The following is a 17074-nucleotide window of genomic DNA, read 5'->3' as shown; positions in this document are numbered from 1 at the left end:
GAATCATTTAATGCTTAGAATCATTTAGAAATGCTGAGAGCGTGAGGGACGTAAACTTCTTTCTTTTTAGGGCTTGTTAAACTATATGCCTGGTGGTAATCCTCCAAGTTTTCAACTTGATCCGTTTGTAGCCCGGAATCTAACCCCAGACAAAAAAAAAGAGCCCTTACCAACTGATGGGTAAGGGCCCTGAACATTCACATGTCAACCGTTGCGGATTTCAGAATGGCAAGAATATCGATAACCGCAACAAAATAAAATATTTGATAATCAGTACTAAAAAGGGTTATTTATATCAAAACTAGAGATAATATTTTGAATCCGTGGTTAACCGATTGTTAAGGACACCTCACTTTTTAGATATCATCCAACGACTTACAACTTGTTTCATATCCTTTCATCACATGGTTAGTTTTTTCAGTATTTACCTGTAAATTGCTGACATAAAATTACTCCGCGTTACACCTATGTCAAACTCTTCTATTGCCGGATATCCCGCCTTTCGTTTGGGGATATTTTTAATATTGAATAATTTGTTTATTAGTATTTATTGAAAAATCATATACTTATCCGATTGACTACTGCTGGTATTTGTATCAAATTTGTTTCAGTATGTGAAACCATGAAATCTAGCCAGTTTTAACATATTGTGGCCATACTTTTAGAGACGAATCGGCAGTACTTGCTTTACCGGAAAGAGGTTTCGCAACATTTCAAACCCAAAAAGAACATTATGAAAAATGTGAGGCGTAACAGCGCTGGACAGACTGATGAAGCCGACGCTTTAGATGCAGAAGGTCAGGGCGAAGCCAAACAACTTATCCAACAGTTAGCGAAAGATATAAGTAACATCGTATTCATGGACATGGATATTCCCGGATTAACGCCCACAGAGGCCGCCGGTATATTAAAAGCAGCTTATCCTGACATGAATATCATTCTGTTCACCGCGCATGGTAATGAATTTTCTGTAGCCAACGTTCATCCACGTAATATATCACTGAGTCCTCCTGCATCACTGACCAATTTCTTTTCCCAGGTATATGAAGCGGCTATGCAGACCAATATTCTCGCGGTACAAAAGGTATTGGCCTTCTTTAACCGTAAGACCAGCAATGGTCACGAACACCGTTATGGCCTGTCGCCACGCGAACTCGAAGTACTTGATTGTCTTGTAAATGGAGATACCTATAAAAAAATAGCTGAACATTGTCATATCAGCGTAGGCACCGTACGCTCACACATTATGAATATCTACCGTAAGCTGGATGTAAATTCCCGTTCCGGCGCCATTGTTAAAGCTATGCAGGAAAGACTTGTAGGTAGCTGAGCCTGTCCATTCCCCATCCATAACTTTTTATTCCCTGTTTTGTTATCTAACTGGAACATGCTATTTTCGACCAGACCTGGTTGTCTGCAGCTGCTTGTCACCCGTGTCATTTGAGAGCTTGTACTAACCCGCAGTACCCGTAGCATAATAATCCATGTATTGTACAGCGGTCGCTTGTCCGTTTACCCGTGCCTCTTTCTTCACTTTTTAAACTGTCATATTTCACTAGTGAACTTACGAACTATTAAATACTTAACTATCGACGGTCAGCATAGTAATTGATCAAACCCAAGCAACAAAAATCATCGTTATGAGAATTAATGGTACAAACAAAGCCGGTGCCCTGCTGCTATTGGCCCTGCTTATGGCCTTTCCGGCTGTGGCACAGCAGGCATCTAACCCGGCAGAGGGAACGGTCGCCTCTACCCATAACAGTAGACCGGCAGAACAGGAAGGACCTGTAAGAGGGACAGTAAAGGATAATAACGGAGTTGGTCTCATAGGAGTGACCGTCCGTGTCAAAGGTACCAGCGTAGGGACTACCTCTGGTCCGGATGGCGCTTTCACCATCAATCTGCCGGCAGGAAAAGATACTCTCATCTTTTCATATCTCGGTTATATAAGCCAGGAAGTAAAGGCGGGAGCATCCCCCATGAACATCATCCTGCAATCTTCAGAAAGTCAGCTGGAACAGGTGGTCGTGGTCGGATACGGCACTCAGCGTAAAAAAGATCTGACAGGGTCTATTTCCTCCGTCAAAGGAGAGGATCTGTTGACCCAGCCCGTACAGACAGTTACACAGGCGGCCCAGGGCCGTATAGCCGGCGTCCAGGTCATCTCTTCCGGACAACCGAACTCCCAGCCACAGATCAGGGTACGCGGTACTGGTTCCGTATTGGCGGGCGCTAACCCCTTGTACGTGGTAGACGGGGTTCTGACGGATGATATCCGCAACATTGCCACTGCCGACATCTTAACCATGGATGTACTGAAAGATGCCTCCGCCGCTATCTATGGTGTGCGTGCTGCCAATGGTGTTATCATCATTACTACCCGTAAAGGGAAGGCCGGCGCCGCACAGGTAAGATATGATGCGAACGTTGGTTTCCGGGAGGCCTCCAATCTGGTTAAAATGGCCAGCCGTGACCAGTATATCGACTACCTCGCCGAGGCTTCGCCAGGTAAAGACCCTATAAACAATCCTTACGTATTCAACGGTACCACCAACTGGTATGATGAGGTGCTCAGAAAGGCTTTCCAGATGAACCACAACATCTCTGTGTCAGGTGGTTCCGAGAAAAGCACCTATTACCTGAGTGGCGGCTATATACAGGAAGACGGTATTATCACTACCAACAACTTCAAACGGTTCACCTTCAGAGCTAACAATGAAGTCAATATTACCGATGAGCTGCGTTTCACTGCCCAGCTATCCTATTCCCGGGCTACTTCCCGCGATGTAGAACTGGGAGATACCTACCGCAACGTATACAGAGCAGCTCCTATCATCAAGGCAATGGAAGGGGGCCGGTATGGTAACACCTCCGGCTGGGCCAACGTGGGTAACCCTTTGCTGTCGATAAATAAACGAAATGACGGACGCCAGGAAAACCGTTTGCAGGGTAATGTGGCCCTGGAATATTCCCCGTTCCGCTTCCTGAAACTTCGCTCAGGCTTTAATGCTGACCTGAAATACGGCAATGACCGCATTTACGCTTACCAGTACTTTAATGACGACAAGACCTTTCTGGTGGCCGGTGGTAACCAGCAAAATCAGAACAGCCGCCTGACCCGCGAAGAATATCGCTCACAGGGCTGGATCTGGGATAATACCATCACTTTTGACAAGACCTTCGACAAACACTCCCTCACCGTACTGGCTGGTTCCGTAACAGAAGGCTTCTACAGTACCTCTCTGAAAGGAGTACGTATCAATGTACCGGAAAGCGAATACCTATGGTACCTCGATCTGGGAGATCCGAATGTACAGTCGACCATTGCGAACGTAGGTGATAAATATGCCCGTCAGTCGTTCGTAGGACGTATCAACTACGGGTATGATGGCCGCTACCTGCTGAGCGCCTCCATTCGTGCAGATGGTAGCTCAAAGTTCAGCGACCGCTGGGGATATTTCCCGACAGTAGGGCTGGGCTGGGTGATCTCTGAGGAAAGTTTCATGAAAGACAAAGGCGTTTTTGACTTCCTGAAACTGCGTGGCAGCTGGGGTAAACTGGGTAACGACAATATTCCCACCAACGCTTATATAGCGGTGACCAGTGTAGACGCTCCTTATGTCTTTGGCGGTAACGTCAGCATCGGCGGTGCGCTGAAAGAGATCAAAGATCCTTTCCTGAAATGGGAGGCTACCACCCAATATGATGTCGGCCTTGAATTCGCCCTGCTGAAGAACAGATTGAGCGGCGAGGTGGACTACTACAGTAAAAAAACAACAGACGCGTTAGTGATCGTAAACACTCCCGCTATCCTGGGTGACCAGGACAACTCCTACATCACCAATGCAGCCTCTTTTAAGAACCAGGGTTGGGAGATCTCCCTGAACTGGAAGGATAAGATCACCGACGACCTGAGTTATAATATAGGCGGTAATATCACCTTTAACACCAACGAGCTGACTGGCCTTAACGGCGGACAGGCGCTGCTCGGTGGGAATGTTGGTCAACAGAGTTTTGTAACCCGTACAGACAATGGGCATCCTGTAGGTAGTTTCTATGTAAGAGACGCTATTGGCGTATTCCGGGACCAGGCGGAAATAGATAACTATAAAGGCAAAAACGGCAATGTGTTACAGCCAGGTGCTGCCCCCGGCGATCTGAAATACAGGGATGTGGATGATGACGGCGATATTGATGACAACGATAAAATCTATGCGGGTTCCTTCCAGCCTAAATGTTTCTTTGGGTTTAACCTGGGGCTTAATTATAAAGGATTTGATCTCAGCGCCAACTTCTATGGCAACGCAGGTAACAAGATCTATAACGGTAAAAAAGCTTTCCGTTTTGATCCCGCAGATAATATAGAGGCGAAGTATGCGGAGAAACGCTGGAAGGCCGACCGGCCCTCATCTACCGATCCGCGGCTGATTATGTCTAATACGCCTGCTTCCACCTATTTCGTGGAATCAGGTACTTATCTGCGTCTCAACAACCTGATGCTGGGATATACCTTCCCTTCCAAAGCAATGAAATCCATCGGGATCAGCAGCTTCCGCGTTTATGCTACTTCACAGAACCTTTTCACGTTGAAGAAATTCAGTGGCTTCAGCCCGGAATTGCCAGGTGGTACTATTGACGATGCGAATGCTACCAACAACAAAAGCGGTATCCTGGATGCTGGTATTGAACTGAACGCTTATCCCACCACCCGCACTTTTGCGCTGGGTGTTAATGTCACATTTTAAAACGGAAAACTATGAACCTTTTAAATAAACATAAAACGATCTGGTGCTGCCTCATGACGGCACTATTAAGTGGCATCACATCCTGCAGCAACTACCTGGATGTAAAACCTCAGGGACAGCTGGACCAGGAAGCTTCCGCCCTGGACCCTGCCACTGCCCAGAAACTGGTAGTGGGTGTGTATAATACCATGTGGGAAGGCGATATGCATGGCTTTGCTTTTGTGCAAATGACCAATATCGCCTCTGATGATGCAGATAAGGGTAGTAGTACCGGCGATGATACGCCTAATTCCGGCGCCCTGGACAACCTGACAATGGATGCTTCTGTCAATACCCTGAATAGTATCTGGCGGCTTTTCTTCCTGGGAGTATCACGCGCCAATCAGGCCCTGGCTTCCCTCAATGCCAGTACGCTGGATGCGACAATGAAAAACCAGCTGATGGGAGAGGTGCGTTTCCTGCGTGCCTATTTCTATTTTGATCTTGTGCGCTTCTTTGGCGGTGTGCCTAAAATAGACAGGGTGATCACACCACAGGAGGCGGGTAGCGCAGCTTTTCAGACCAAGGCAAGTGTAGATGATATCTATGCGTTGATCATAGAAGATCTTGAGTTTGCATTGGCAAATGTCGCTACTAAAGGCGCTGCCGGTTCTGCCGATGGCAGGGTCTCAAAAGGCGCTGCCGCCGGTATGCTGGCTAAGGTGATGTTGTACCGACAGAACTGGGCGCGGGCATTCAGCCTCACTGATTCCATCATCACCCAGAAAGTGGGCGCTTATGGCCTGTTGGATAATTATTTCCAGATCTGGCGGGAAGCCGGGGCCAATAGTAAAGAGTCCCTGTTTGAAGTACAGACAGGCATCAATTCAGCCTGCGAAGCGGCTATCGCCAACTATGCAGAATGCCAGGCTCCCCGTGCCGGAGGTAAGTTTGGATGGGCTGACCTTGGCTGGGGATTTGGTACCCCTTCCCAGAGTCTGCTGGATGAGTATGACGATGGCGATCTCAGAGAGGCGGCTACCATCATTTTCATCAATCCAAACGGTACTTTCCTCTGGGATGGTTTCCGCATACCGAGCCGGGACAGCGTGGAGAACCCCCGTTATAATTACAAGTCTTATCACAGCCAGACTGCCGAGTCAAACTGTGGTAACAGGGGACGCCTGCCGAAGAATCTGCGCATATTGCGCTATGGCGAAATCCTGCTGATCCATGCAGAAGCAGCATTGGCTCTAGGTAATCCGGGTGCAGCGATAACTGATATCAATGCATTACATCCACGTGCCGGGCTGGGACCTGTTGCAAGTGTAACCAGAGAATCCATCTGGCATGAAAGGAGAGTGGAACTGGGCATGGAGCATGACCGCTTCTTTGACCTGATCAGACAGGACGCACTGTCGCCCGGACGGGCAGCCGCAGCTTTTGCTGCTCATGGCAAAACATTTGCGGGTAAGAATAAGGTGTTCCCGATTCCACAGCGTCAGATTGACCTGGGAGGTGGTAACCTGAAGCAGAACGATGGGTATAATTGATTAATTCGGCTATAAAGAGGCGCCCCGTTTTCTACGGGGCGTTTTTTATTCCCAGAACCCCTGAGCCTTTACCTGTTGCGCTCCCAACCGTTTAAGCAGTTTTTTTATCTGCACAACCAGAGGGATATTCCCCGCAGTATAGAATGTTGTATCATGCATGGGAAGGGGCTGCTGCAGCAACCAGCGTTCAATACCTGCAACATGCCCATATGTGGTAATAACCGGCATCTCCAGTATTGTAGCAGGCAATGCCTGTTGATGACAGATAAGTGCATGCAATTGCTGCGAGGACTCTGTTCTGTGGTATAAAGAGGTAAACTGCCCGATAGCGCTGGCATCACCTATACAGACCAGGTGAGGCGCATTTGTAGGCTGATGAAAACCTCCTCCCGGACCGGCATACACCAGGGATTGTCCTGGTTGCAGTTGCCTCGCCCAGTTACTACCAGGGCCTTTATGACCAACATCTATGAGCAGGGTGCCCTGTTTGCTGGATTCAGCCCATTGCGCCAGCGTATAGTCACGGAAGTGGGATTTCTCCGTTTCAAATTTCAGGTGCTGACAGCTGCGCCATTTCACAAATTCAGGCATATGTAGTGTGATGGCAAGCAGACTGTCTGTAATATATTCCGCGGCAATTACATGCGCAGGTTTTCCTATCCGCGACATCAGGAATGCCGTGGCTTTTTCTTTCAGGTATGACATAGTAATGCAAAGCTAAAGGAGCCGTTAAGGCGTGTATTTATACTATTCCGGGTCAGATAGATACTTTTCCCGGGCTTTCTCCCTGAAGGCCGCGGGCGTAAAGCCAGTATGTTGTTTGAAGAAGCGGTTGAAATAAGATACTTCATTGAACTGCAGATGCCAGGCAATCTCTTTGATGCTCTCTTTTGCATGTAAAAGAAGCCGCTTGGCTTCCAGTATGCGCCGCTCACTGATGTGTGCAGAAAGTGTTTGTCCGGTATGTTGTTTTATCACTTCATTGAGATGATCGGCAGAGATGTGCATGGCGCTGGCATACTGGGCTGGTTTTGTCCATTCATTGAAATGTGTGGCCAGTAATTCCTTATAGCGCCTGAGAAGCGGTGGCCCCGTTTGTGTATAAGGAGCAGTATGACGATGGAAGAGCATGATCAGCAGGGCCATGTAATGCTGTAACATTGCCACAAATTGTGGTGAGCGCTCTATATATTCTTTTTGCAGCTGACTAAATATCAGCAAGGCCTGTTGCAGATCTGCCGCGGGAAGCTGAACGGGGCCCACCGGATAATTCGGCAACGCGGTTTGAATAGGCAGCAGAAAGTCGGCATTAAATGCGATCATGTAGCCATTCACGCCATAGCCTTCAATATCCATAGCCTGATGAACCTGTCCGGGAATGAGCAGCAACATTTCTCCCGCCTTAATGGTAACCTGCTTAAAGTCCAGCATATGTGTGGTGGCGCCTTCGAGGCACAGACCAAGCACATAAAAATCATGGCGGTGCAGATGCAACATTCTTTCATCTTTCACCGTAGTTGAAGAGAGCTTTTCTATATAGAAAGGAACACCTGCCGGAGAAATATTTCCCAGCTCATGAGAGGTGATCAAAGGGACGGGAGCAGACATGATGAAATAGTTTCCAGAATTTGGACGAATTGTTTCCAGAATGTAGACGAATGAAAAAGGGATAAATTGTATGGGTGACACAACAAAAAAAATATCTCCAACCCCTTGTTTATTAATTATATTATGAATAAATTTATATGCCTATGCAAAAACACATAACCTATGAAATGGATTGAAGAACTAAACGTAATCTACCAAAAGCTGGGAGCTGTTGGTTTTGAAGAAGTCAAAAAAGAGATTTTAAGGGCCCAGATGAGTGGCCACGGCGGAGAAACCTACTACCTCGTTCTGCAACAACTCATTATGATCAAGAAGGACAATGTTAAGATTTACGAATTGATCAAAGGTGAAGTAGAAAGTATTATCCACTTCAGCAAGCACATGATCCACCTGAACTGATCTAGTAAGACAGTTCCTCTTTGAGTCTTGCCGCTTTCCAGTATATGGGCGCATTCTCCGGAATTTTAAGCACCCATTCCAGGCATTGTTGCTTATCTCTTTCACGGATATAACTTAATGCCATATAAAAAGCGGCGTCATAGCGGTGTGGTGAATGACTGTTGAAAACCGTCTCAAGATCTTTACGCGCTTCTGCAAGATTACCCTCGTCTACAAGGCTGACTCCCCTGTAGTAACGGGCTGTTGTATTTAAGGAGTCCCTAACTATAATCTGATTAAGTAGACCTATCGCTTTATTGAAATGACCATGATTGAAGGCTGCTGCTGCCTGATGCATAAGTAATGCGGTATCCTTTTCTGTTGCTTTATGATTGGCATGCACCATCTCCGTTCCTGAGAACTGGCGGTAGATGTCTTTATGCCAGGGACTAACGAACAATAGTCCTGCAAGGCCAGCGCCTATTATTGCCGTTATGATCACGTAGATGCTCACTTTTCTATTGGGACCATCTTTGGTGTGAAACCAGCGTTCACGCTGGTCAGCAATTATTTCTTCCAGTTCTTCCCTGGTATTGTCCGCACCGTGTTTGACGTGAGGGTGGGGGGCAGCTAGTGCTGCCTCAATGTATCTGATATGTTGTTCGTCAAGGCCGGGGGCGGGCGCTACCGGATGGAAGGACATGGCCTTACCAGGCTCTTTTTGCATGAGATCCTGCTTCCATTTCAGTTGACAGGCATACAGGAAAAAAGGCTCGAAGTGATTGGTCAGGGTTAATTTGTGAAGATGAGCATAATCGTATATCGCCATTATGACATCTTCGAATACATTGGCTGCTTCCTTGATATTGCCTCCCCAACCTGTCACCATATGTTTCACCTTACGGGCGAAGCGCTTGTATATAGCGTCTACAATGGCAGGGGAGCTGTCTAGCAAACCATCAATGTATTCATCGTCATTATTTATTAGCCGGCTGGAAACCATAAGTTGCTACGTCTGCTACTTGATATTAAAAGTATAAAATCACTGGTCAATAGACAAAAATAATAATACAATGCCTGTGCCGGAATCTGGGGCTGAACATATAAAAGTGAACAGTTATGTTTTATTTTTTCGTCTACGATACAAGTTTCTTATTTATATGGCAGGCAGCTGCCATACATTTTTATACTTAAATGAGTATAAACGTTACAGTGCCGCCCGAATTTAGCCCATATCAAAAAGAGATAAAATAAAATCTGCGATCAGCATTGCTGTGGATGCAGGTTGAATACCAGCTTTCTTAATATCTCTTTCAGGGCAGCGGCATCCTTTTCTCCGATCATATCGGTGTACTCCTGCTGTATTTCCTCAAAACTCTCGGCCGCGCAGATAATCAGTTTTTTACCCTCATCTGTCAGTGAAATAAGTGATGCCCGGTTGTCGCTGGCATGCTTACAGGTACTGATGTACCCTTCCGCCTCCAGGTTTTTCACCACTTTACTCATAGCCTGTTTGGTGATACGGGCTTTTTTAGCCAGCTCGTTGTTAATAGTCCCTTGTGGCTCAATATTGATGATCAGCACAAGGTCTCCCAGTTTAAAGTTGTTGTATCCCCTGTGTTGTAGTTTCCCGGTTATTCTACAATCCATATCCTTCTTCAACAAGCCTAATAACCTGATAAGACTATGTTGCCGTTGCGCCAGATGCTGCTCTAGTTGCTCATCCAGTGAACTGTTCATGGTTGATTTTTTTTGGAGCTATTAAATTAAATATCATCAGCGTTCCTGTAGCCAGCTGCTCACCCTCTCATTCCTGATCCCAACCTTATAGAGCTGCCAGTGGGCGGCAGGTGTGGACTTTCATTTGTTGAAGAGGGAGCGTGCAATACCCAGTTCCAGGCCCCGTAGTTCAGCCAGGCCCCGTAGGCGGCCTATTGCACTGTAACCGGGGTTTGTTTTTTTGTGAAGGTCGTCCAGCATCTGGTGACCGTGATCGGGACGCATAGGGATAGACACGCTGCGCTTATGCATAATTGCCAGTAAGGCCCTTACTACTGCGTACATGTCCACATCTCCTTCCAGGTGATTGGCCTCGTGGAAATTGCCAATACTGTCCCTTTGTGTACTTCTGAGGTGTATAAAATGAATATGCTCGCCCAGACGTTCCACCATGCCCGACAGGTCATTGTCTGCACGTACGCCGTAAGAGCCGGTGCAGAAACAAAGTCCGTTGGCCGCATATGGTGCAGCTGCCAGCAGTTCCCTGGCATCCTGCTCAGTACTAACGATCCTTGGCAGTCCCAGGATAGGAAATGGAGGATCGTCCGGATGGATAGCCAGTTTAATGCCGACTTCCTCAGCTACAGGGGCTATTTGCTGTAGGAAGTAAAACAGGTGCAGTTTCAGCTGGGTGGCGTCAATGCCTTTATATTTATCCAGTGCTTCCTGGAATTGCTGTAAGGTAAAACTCTCTTCAGAACCTGGCAGTCCGGCAATGATATTCCTTTGCAGTAAAGTTTTCTCTGCATCGGTCATACTGTCAAAATGTTCTTTCGCCATGGATATTTCCGCAGGATCATAATCGTTCTCTGCGCCCGGGCGCTGTAACATGAACAGGTCGAACGCCAGGAAGGCTGCTTTTTCAAAGCGCAATGCCCTGGAACCATCAGCAACGGTATAAGCCAGGTCGGTCCTTGTCCAGTCCAGCACCGGCATAAAGTTGTAAGTCACAACATAAATACCGCATTGCGCCAGGTTGCGCAGCGATTGCTGGTAGTGCTGTATGTATTCTTTGAATCGTCCGCTTTGTGTCTTGATATCCTCATGAACAGGAACACTTTCCACCACAGACCAGCTAAGACCGGCTGCTTCGATCATCTCCTTCCTTTTCAATATTTCTTCTACAGTCCATACCTCTCCGTTGGGAACATGATGTAGTGCCGTTACAATACCGGTTGCTCCGGCTTGTTTAATGTCGGCAAGGCTAACCGGATCATTCGGTCCGAACCAACGCCATGTCTGTTCCATTCTTAACATACGCATATCAAGGTTTAAGCCCCAAAAATAGGACTTCCGGAAAATAATTAATGATTTAGTAATAATGATTTCTCCTGATTACAAGGCCACCGTTATATTGCTGCTCCCTTTTTCATCCTGGAATTACGTGTACTCCAATGGTTTATGATAACGCTGCCCTCGTAAAGTTTTGCAAACCTAAGAAAATCTGAGAAGATGAACCAACGCTTCATGAAATGATTGCCAGCATAATGTCCATCACATTGGTCTGCGTTGGGCCGGTTTTGATCAGGCCTCCTGCCTTTTCAAAGAAGTGATAAGCATCATGATGCGCAAAATAGTGCGCCGCATCCAGCCCCTGGGCAGCAGCGCTGAGCATCAGTTCCTGGTCTGTAACAGCGCCTGCGGCATCCGTAGGACCATCGGTACCATCGGTACCAGCACTCAGAATAGTCATACCCGGTCGTGTTGCCAGTAACAGACCTGCCGCAAGTGCCAGGTGCTGATTTCGCCCTCCCAATCCCTGACCGGTTACCGTAACAGTACTTTCTCCACCCATTAAGATGCAAGCCGGCCGGGTGCCTTTCCAGTCTTTAGCTTTCCCTACCAGTTCTTTCGCAACAGAAGTGGCCTGCCCGGTAGCAGTAGATGATAATACCTGTGTAGCATAACCAAGGCTGACAGCTTGTTGCGCTGCCGCATCGAGCGCAATGGCATTACTGCCAACCAGGAAGTTATTCACATGCTTTAATCCCGCATGCCCGGGTTTGGGCGTCTCAGGAATATCACCGGCACAACCGCGCTGCAGGTGTTCATGTATCGCTGTTGGTAATTTTGTCGTCAGATTATATTTATCCAGTATGGCCACCGCATCCGAAAAAGTAGAAGGATCCGGTACGGTGGGGCCGGAACCGATAATAGACAGATCATCGCCCACCACATCGCTGAGTATAAGGCTGCTCCAGGCGTCCGTATCAGCCAGCAACGCCAGTTGGCCGCCCTTTACTGATGACAGGTGCTTACGCACTACATTCATTTCATGAATATCTGCACCGCTTTTAAGTAGCAGCTCAAATACCTGTTGCACCTGTGCAAGGCCGGCCCCTTCGGGATAATCTGCCAGCAGGGCAGACGCTCCGCCTGAAAGCAGGAACAACACCACATCACCCGGTTGTACTCCTTTTAACTGAGTAATCATTCGTGCAGTCGCCTGTACGCCATTTTCATCCGGTAATGGATGGCCGGCTTCTGCTACCCGGACATGCTGCAACGGTAATGCGTGTTCGTATTTGGTAATGACAATACCCTGAACAGGAACATACTGGAATATCGGCTCCAGCGCCTGTGCCATCGCAGCCGCCGCCTTACCTGCACCAAATATCCATACAGGTCTGCCGGCAGGTAATAAAAATGTTTTACCGCATACTGTTAACACATCACCATGTAGCTGCACATGCTGCTGCATCAGGTATGATGGCTGCACAGCATCTACCGCGGCATTGAATATGGATATAGCGTGTTCCCGCATTATATTGGACATAAGCTCTAAATTAAAGTAAATACCCACGTATTTCAACAGAAAAGGCCCCGCATAGGCGGGACCTTGACCTTTGGCAACAGGATATGGTAGTAATATCAGTTTATTTAACAGGGGCGTACTCTATTTCCGGTGAATACTGATCGCCACGGTTAGTGACCCGGAGTTTGTATATCCTGCCATTACTATCTTTGATCACATAGAATATATCCTGGTAGATAGTCGCTACGCCATTCCACAGGAAACGCCAGGAGGTGCCAATAGCTATCTGTGAACTACTGTATGTCAACCCGGTCAGATCTACCTTAGAGAAAGATGCAAAAGAACGGGTCTTCGTTGAAACGCTTGCCACCATTACATTACGGTTTTGTATGAAAACATGCGACTGGAAACTGGGCGTTTCCTGGCCACTGGAAGTCTTTCCATTAACAGGCAGCCAGGTGAGGGCAATATCCCATTGCTGCTTTTCAGGTTCTATGGTTGTCAGACCTTCGTTAAGGGATACATAATTGAAGAAGTACCTGTCATTTTTGGGAACATTGATTGACTTGTAACTTGTTGCAGCGATATCCGCATACTGTAAAGTGTAGCCGCCGGAATTATTACGCAGTACCCGGATCTTTTGCCAGGGTCTCTTCCCGTTTGTCGTACCTGTGTTCCAGCCACGGTTGACGATATATACATTGTTATCTGCAGCATTGGCAGATACGGCAGCAATGGCTGTTTTTGAAAGGTCTCCACCGGCATCATCAAAATAAGCGGAAGAGGCGCCAATATAATAGGGAGGATCGCTGAATATAAGTTCTTCCGCCTGCGCTATGTCTACTGTATCTTTAGCAGTCACTGCATTCAGATCGTTTTTATCCAATCGTTTTACCAGCATTCCAGCGGAAGAATTAAGTATTACCCTGAAATCATCTCCACCGGAATAGAAGCCAAAATCCCATTTGGTAGGTGCAACTGCCTGTTGTTTGCTTTCACTCAGATCAACGAACGTTTTGTATACGCCATAAGGACCGATATTAATGTTCATCTTCACTAATGAATCAAGATATTGTTTCTCCAGGAACCGAAGCGCATGTACGGAATCATTGCTGATCCTGATCGGTGTATCTACAGCGGTGATCCTGAAATCAATGCCATCACCTTCCTTAAATGGTTTGTCTGCCGGCACATTCACTACAAAGCTGGAAGTACTTGTACCTGCAGGAATATTTATTTTCAGTTTTCCTAAGTCTGCAGCAGGCACTGTTGTATAGTCTTTACCGTATTCAATAGCCTTATTGGTAAGCTCAATTGTAACAGTGATTTGTTTCGTTGCGGGCTTGTCAAGTTTCAGTGCTACAGTAGCCGTATTTATTTCATCCGCAATCTCTTGTCCGCGGCTGGTAAATGCAAGATAATTAACCACGATCACAGAATCTCCAGGTAAGGAGTCTCCCGGTTGATGCGAAGAATCAGGGGGGGTGGGTAGATTGGGTGTATCTCCGGGGAGAATGCCAGTATCTTTCTTACTGCATGAAGCAATCGCATATATTACTGCCAGTAATAGTAAAATTCTTAAAGTTGTTGTACGCATAAGTGTAAAGGAATTAAACATGATTTCTGCAGTTAAGACAGCACGTTTTGAAAAACTCCTATGCGTGAAGAAGAAATAATTTATGCGGAGGAATCAGAAACTGAATTTATAGCTGAAATAAGGGTTAAACTTGAATAGCTGTTCCTGGTATAAGGGCGTTGTATAATTTCTGGATGTAGTTGCAATCGTTGTGAGATAATCTCCCTGCGACTGACTGACAGCATGCACACCACTGCCAACAGTATGTTTGAACCGGCCATGAGTAGGGATGCGATAACTGGCATTCAGATTTAGCCTGTTGTAAATGCTACCTCTGAAAGGCACACTTCCCATATTGGTATCAGCAAATGTTGCTTCAGGTTTGAAGGAGATCAATACAGGTAGCGTAATGAAATCACCCGTATGAAAATGCCAGAGCAGGCTTATCTCAAGCCCCTTCAGAGGCTGATAGCCCAATAGCATATTTACATTGTGTCGTCTGTCATAACGGTACGGTTGCTTTATACCGCTATTCAGACTGTCTGACTGGCGCCAGCTCCAGGACAAGGTATAAGACAGTAGTATCTTCCATTTGGTAAATCTTTTTTCAAGAGCTGCTTCGGCGCCATAACTCCAACCTGTCCCCGTAACTATATTTTTCTCAGTGCTGTCGCTGTTATAAAGTATATTGGTCTTCTCTCCAAACATGGCCAGATTGCTGATCTTTTTGTAATAAAAATCTGCTGTGATATTGACTATCCTGTTGTCTTTGTATTCATAACCGAGATTGACCATCCTGTTCTCCGCTGGCTTCAGCCTTTCATTTGCCGGAAGCCATAGTTCGCGGTTAATGCCTGTGTAAGGACTCGTGATCATGTGCAGCAGTTGCCCGATATGTGTATATGCTAAGTTTATCCTTTGCCGCTTATCAATTGCATAGCTGGAGAAAAACCTGGGTTGAAAGGATTGGTTATGAAAGCTGTTGTGCTGATAGTCATTGAAATGCAAACCGGGTCTGAGCAGCAACCTGTTGCCAACTCTCAGCGCAATTTCGTAATACAGCATCCTGTCTGAAAATGGGAGGAAGGCCCTGCGACTAAAATCATCTGCTGCTTCTTTAAAATCACTGCCAAACAGTGTACGGTAAGGTTGTATTGTGGTATATTCAAATCTTCCCCCGAAAAAATGCTGCAGGTGATCATGGGTAGTGATCTCGATATCTGTTTTTACCTCATACCGCTTGCCGGAGGAATAATTGTTGAGAGCAGCTCTGTCAAATAAACCACCAACACCTCCATCTAACGGAGGCGTATACATAATGGCGATATAGTTATTGTAACTGCTGTAGTTAAAGGCAGTATTCGCAAACGCACGTCTGCCGATAATACTGTTCCAGTTAACTGTTGTCAGTGTGTTATTCCAGCGATGCAGATACTGGTTCGTATTCTGTACCAGTTGCTGCATTTTATCCTGTGTCAATTCCAGTCTGTCATTGCCGATATAACTGCTTACCATCAGTTTATTGTGCCTGTTGAGCAGATGTGTCAACTTCAGGTGGATATCGCCAAAATTAGCATCATAACTGAGTATGTCGTGGTAGACGGACTCGCCTAAACTTTGCCTGGCAGATACCATCATGGCGGTACGTCCTTTCTTCAGTGGTCCCTCAATAGCGAAGGCGAGGGAGGTAAGCCCGACCTCTGCTTCTCCGCTCCAGTGTTCCATGTTCCCTTCCTTTGTATTGATGGCGGTGATGGAAGAAAGACCTCCGCTGAAACGGCTGGGGAAATCATTTTTATATTGCAGCACAGACTTAATACTGGTATTACCCAGTATGGAGATCTCACCCATTAAGTGCGCCGGATTAAACACCGGATTTCCATCCAGCAGGAACATGCTCTGTCCCGGATCTCCTCCGCGTACCAGCAGTTTGCCACCGGATTCCTGGCTTTCCGTATTGCCAGGCAGCAGATACATAGACCTCACGGGGTCCGTTTCTCCCAGCATATTACTATACATACCTCCCTTGTATCTGTCCAGCTTTACAGCGGCATCCCGACGGGGAAGATTCCCGGCATCGACCTGTACTTCCGGCAGTAGTACGGGTGAGAGTACAAGATTCATGGTGGTATTCTCCTGCAGGTCTACCGCCACCGTCTTTGAAGACGCGCCGGAAAAAGAGATCATCAGGACATACCTGCCAGCAGGCAGGTTAAGGCTATAAAAGCCATGTACGTTCGACTGGATGGTCCGGTTATCAGGCATGACGGTAATAGATGCAAAGGGAAGGGGTTCCAGGCCACTTTCCTGCTGTATATACCCATACAACATGTATTTCTCCTGCAGATAACCGTTGGGCAGGGGAGTGCTGCCTTTTCCAATGAGGATCTTGTTATTTCTTTCCGTGACGGTAACGTACTGGCCTGCCAGAATTTTGTCCAGTACTGCGCCCAATGAGGTCCGCCCTGCCGTAAGTGTATGTCTTTTAGTGGTATCCAGGCTGGAGGGTGAAAACTCAATGGCAACACCGCAATAGCCGGATAATTCGCGAAGTATGGCAGCGGTTTTCCCAGAAGTAGCCCTGCAATAAAACTTCGTCTTTAACAGGCTGCCCTGGGCGGCACTTTCTGACAGAATGAAGCAGCCTGCCAGGGCAAGGATTAAACGGAATATAGGCATCTCAGAAAAGGATACAGGA

Annotated in this window: 12 protein-coding genes; 4 read left to right on the top strand and 8 right to left on the bottom strand. The window is 46.9% G+C overall.

Going from position 1 to position 17074, the window contains the following annotated elements; genetic code table 11:
* Nucleotides 1–733: 733 nt before the first annotated feature.
* The 3 genes from BLR32_RS23930 to BLR32_RS23920 all read left to right on the top strand — a co-directional run bounded on the left by BLR32_RS23930 (nt 734) and on the right by BLR32_RS23920 (nt 6280).
* On the top strand, nt 734–1330 hold the full coding sequence (locus tag BLR32_RS23930; RefSeq protein ID WP_143011558.1) for a response regulator transcription factor: 597 nt from the start codon (nt 734–736) through the stop codon (nt 1328–1330).
* A 310-nt stretch (nt 1331–1640) separates the two neighbouring features.
* Nucleotides 1641–4748, top strand: a complete 3108-nt coding sequence (locus BLR32_RS23925; protein WP_089835373.1) for a SusC/RagA family TonB-linked outer membrane protein — start codon at nt 1641–1643, stop codon at nt 4746–4748.
* An 11-nt stretch (nt 4749–4759) separates the two neighbouring features.
* On the top strand, nt 4760–6280 hold the full coding sequence (locus tag BLR32_RS23920; protein ID WP_089835372.1) for a RagB/SusD family nutrient uptake outer membrane protein: 1521 nt from the start codon (nt 4760–4762) through the stop codon (nt 6278–6280).
* Between the two features lie 45 nt (nt 6281–6325).
* Here the strand turns inward: BLR32_RS23920 and BLR32_RS23915 are convergent, their stop codons facing one another.
* Both BLR32_RS23915 and BLR32_RS23910 read right to left on the bottom strand, forming a co-directional pair.
* Nucleotides 6326–6985 (bottom strand): siderophore-interacting protein, encoded by a 660-nt coding sequence (locus tag BLR32_RS23915; RefSeq protein WP_089835371.1) that lies wholly within the window; start codon nt 6983–6985, stop codon nt 6326–6328.
* A gap of 42 nt (nt 6986–7027) precedes the next feature.
* Nucleotides 7028–7888, bottom strand: coding sequence for a helix-turn-helix domain-containing protein (locus tag BLR32_RS23910; RefSeq protein ID WP_089835370.1), 861 nt, complete (start codon nt 7886–7888; stop codon nt 7028–7030).
* 162 nt (nt 7889–8050) lie between these two features.
* Between BLR32_RS23910 and BLR32_RS23905 the strand changes: the two genes are divergently transcribed.
* Nucleotides 8051–8287 carry a hypothetical protein gene (locus tag BLR32_RS23905; RefSeq protein ID WP_089835369.1) on the top strand — a complete coding sequence of 79 codons (237 nt, stop codon included), beginning with the start codon at nt 8051–8053 and terminating at the stop codon, nt 8285–8287.
* A gap of 1 nt (nt 8288) precedes the next feature.
* On the opposite strand, the gene BLR32_RS23900 is transcribed toward BLR32_RS23905, so the two are convergent.
* From BLR32_RS23900 to BLR32_RS23875, 6 genes are all read right to left on the bottom strand, one after another.
* Entirely contained in the window at nt 8289–9221 is a 933-nt protein-coding gene (locus BLR32_RS23900; protein ID WP_176842412.1) for a tetratricopeptide repeat protein, read from the bottom strand.
* 308 nt (nt 9222–9529) lie between these two features.
* Entirely contained in the window at nt 9530–10006 is a 477-nt protein-coding gene (locus BLR32_RS23895) for a MarR family winged helix-turn-helix transcriptional regulator (RefSeq protein WP_089835367.1), read from the bottom strand.
* A gap of 120 nt (nt 10007–10126) precedes the next feature.
* Nucleotides 10127–11302, bottom strand: a complete 1176-nt coding sequence (gene uxuA, locus BLR32_RS23890; RefSeq protein ID WP_089835456.1) for a mannonate dehydratase — start codon at nt 11300–11302, stop codon at nt 10127–10129.
* A 208-nt stretch (nt 11303–11510) separates the two neighbouring features.
* Complete coding sequence (locus BLR32_RS23885; RefSeq protein WP_089835366.1) at nt 11511–12821, bottom strand: glycerate kinase type-2 family protein; 1311 nt, start codon at nt 12819–12821, stop codon at nt 11511–11513.
* 100 nt (nt 12822–12921) lie between these two features.
* Complete coding sequence (locus BLR32_RS23880; protein WP_176842411.1) at nt 12922–14397, bottom strand: HmuY family protein; 1476 nt, start codon at nt 14395–14397, stop codon at nt 12922–12924.
* A 93-nt stretch (nt 14398–14490) separates the two neighbouring features.
* Nucleotides 14491–17055 carry a TonB-dependent receptor gene (locus BLR32_RS23875; RefSeq protein ID WP_089835364.1) on the bottom strand — a complete coding sequence of 855 codons (2565 nt, stop codon included), beginning with the start codon at nt 17053–17055 and terminating at the stop codon, nt 14491–14493.
* Nucleotides 17056–17074 lie beyond the last annotated feature (19 nt).

This window comes from Chitinophaga filiformis (assembly GCF_900102545.1).
Lineage (GTDB): Bacteria > Bacteroidota > Bacteroidia > Chitinophagales > Chitinophagaceae > Chitinophaga > Chitinophaga filiformis.
The sequence above is the reverse complement of the archived record's forward strand: the minus strand, read 5'-3'. Positions and strand labels throughout refer to the sequence as shown.

Coding starts and splice junctions, on each gene's coding strand:
- uxuA (WP_089835456.1), bottom strand. CDS start 11,302: ATGTTAAGAATGGAACAGACATGGCGTTGGTTCGGACCGAATGATCCG.
- BLR32_RS23930 (WP_143011558.1), top strand. CDS start 734: ATGAAAAATGTGAGGCGTAACAGCGCTGGACAGACTGATGAAGCCGAC.
- BLR32_RS23895 (WP_089835367.1), bottom strand. CDS start 10,006: ATGAACAGTTCACTGGATGAGCAACTAGAGCAGCATCTGGCGCAACGG.
- BLR32_RS23910 (WP_089835370.1), bottom strand. CDS start 7,888: ATGTCTGCTCCCGTCCCTTTGATCACCTCTCATGAGCTGGGAAATATT.
- BLR32_RS23925 (WP_089835373.1), top strand. CDS start 1,641: ATGAGAATTAATGGTACAAACAAAGCCGGTGCCCTGCTGCTATTGGCC.
- BLR32_RS23920 (WP_089835372.1), top strand. CDS start 4,760: ATGAACCTTTTAAATAAACATAAAACGATCTGGTGCTGCCTCATGACG.
- BLR32_RS23880 (WP_176842411.1), bottom strand. CDS start 14,397: ATGCGTACAACAACTTTAAGAATTTTACTATTACTGGCAGTAATATAT.
- BLR32_RS23875 (WP_089835364.1), bottom strand. CDS start 17,055: ATGCCTATATTCCGTTTAATCCTTGCCCTGGCAGGCTGCTTCATTCTG.
- BLR32_RS23885 (WP_089835366.1), bottom strand. CDS start 12,821: ATGTCCAATATAATGCGGGAACACGCTATATCCATATTCAATGCCGCG.
- BLR32_RS23905 (WP_089835369.1), top strand. CDS start 8,051: ATGAAATGGATTGAAGAACTAAACGTAATCTACCAAAAGCTGGGAGCT.
- BLR32_RS23915 (WP_089835371.1), bottom strand. CDS start 6,985: ATGTCATACCTGAAAGAAAAAGCCACGGCATTCCTGATGTCGCGGATA.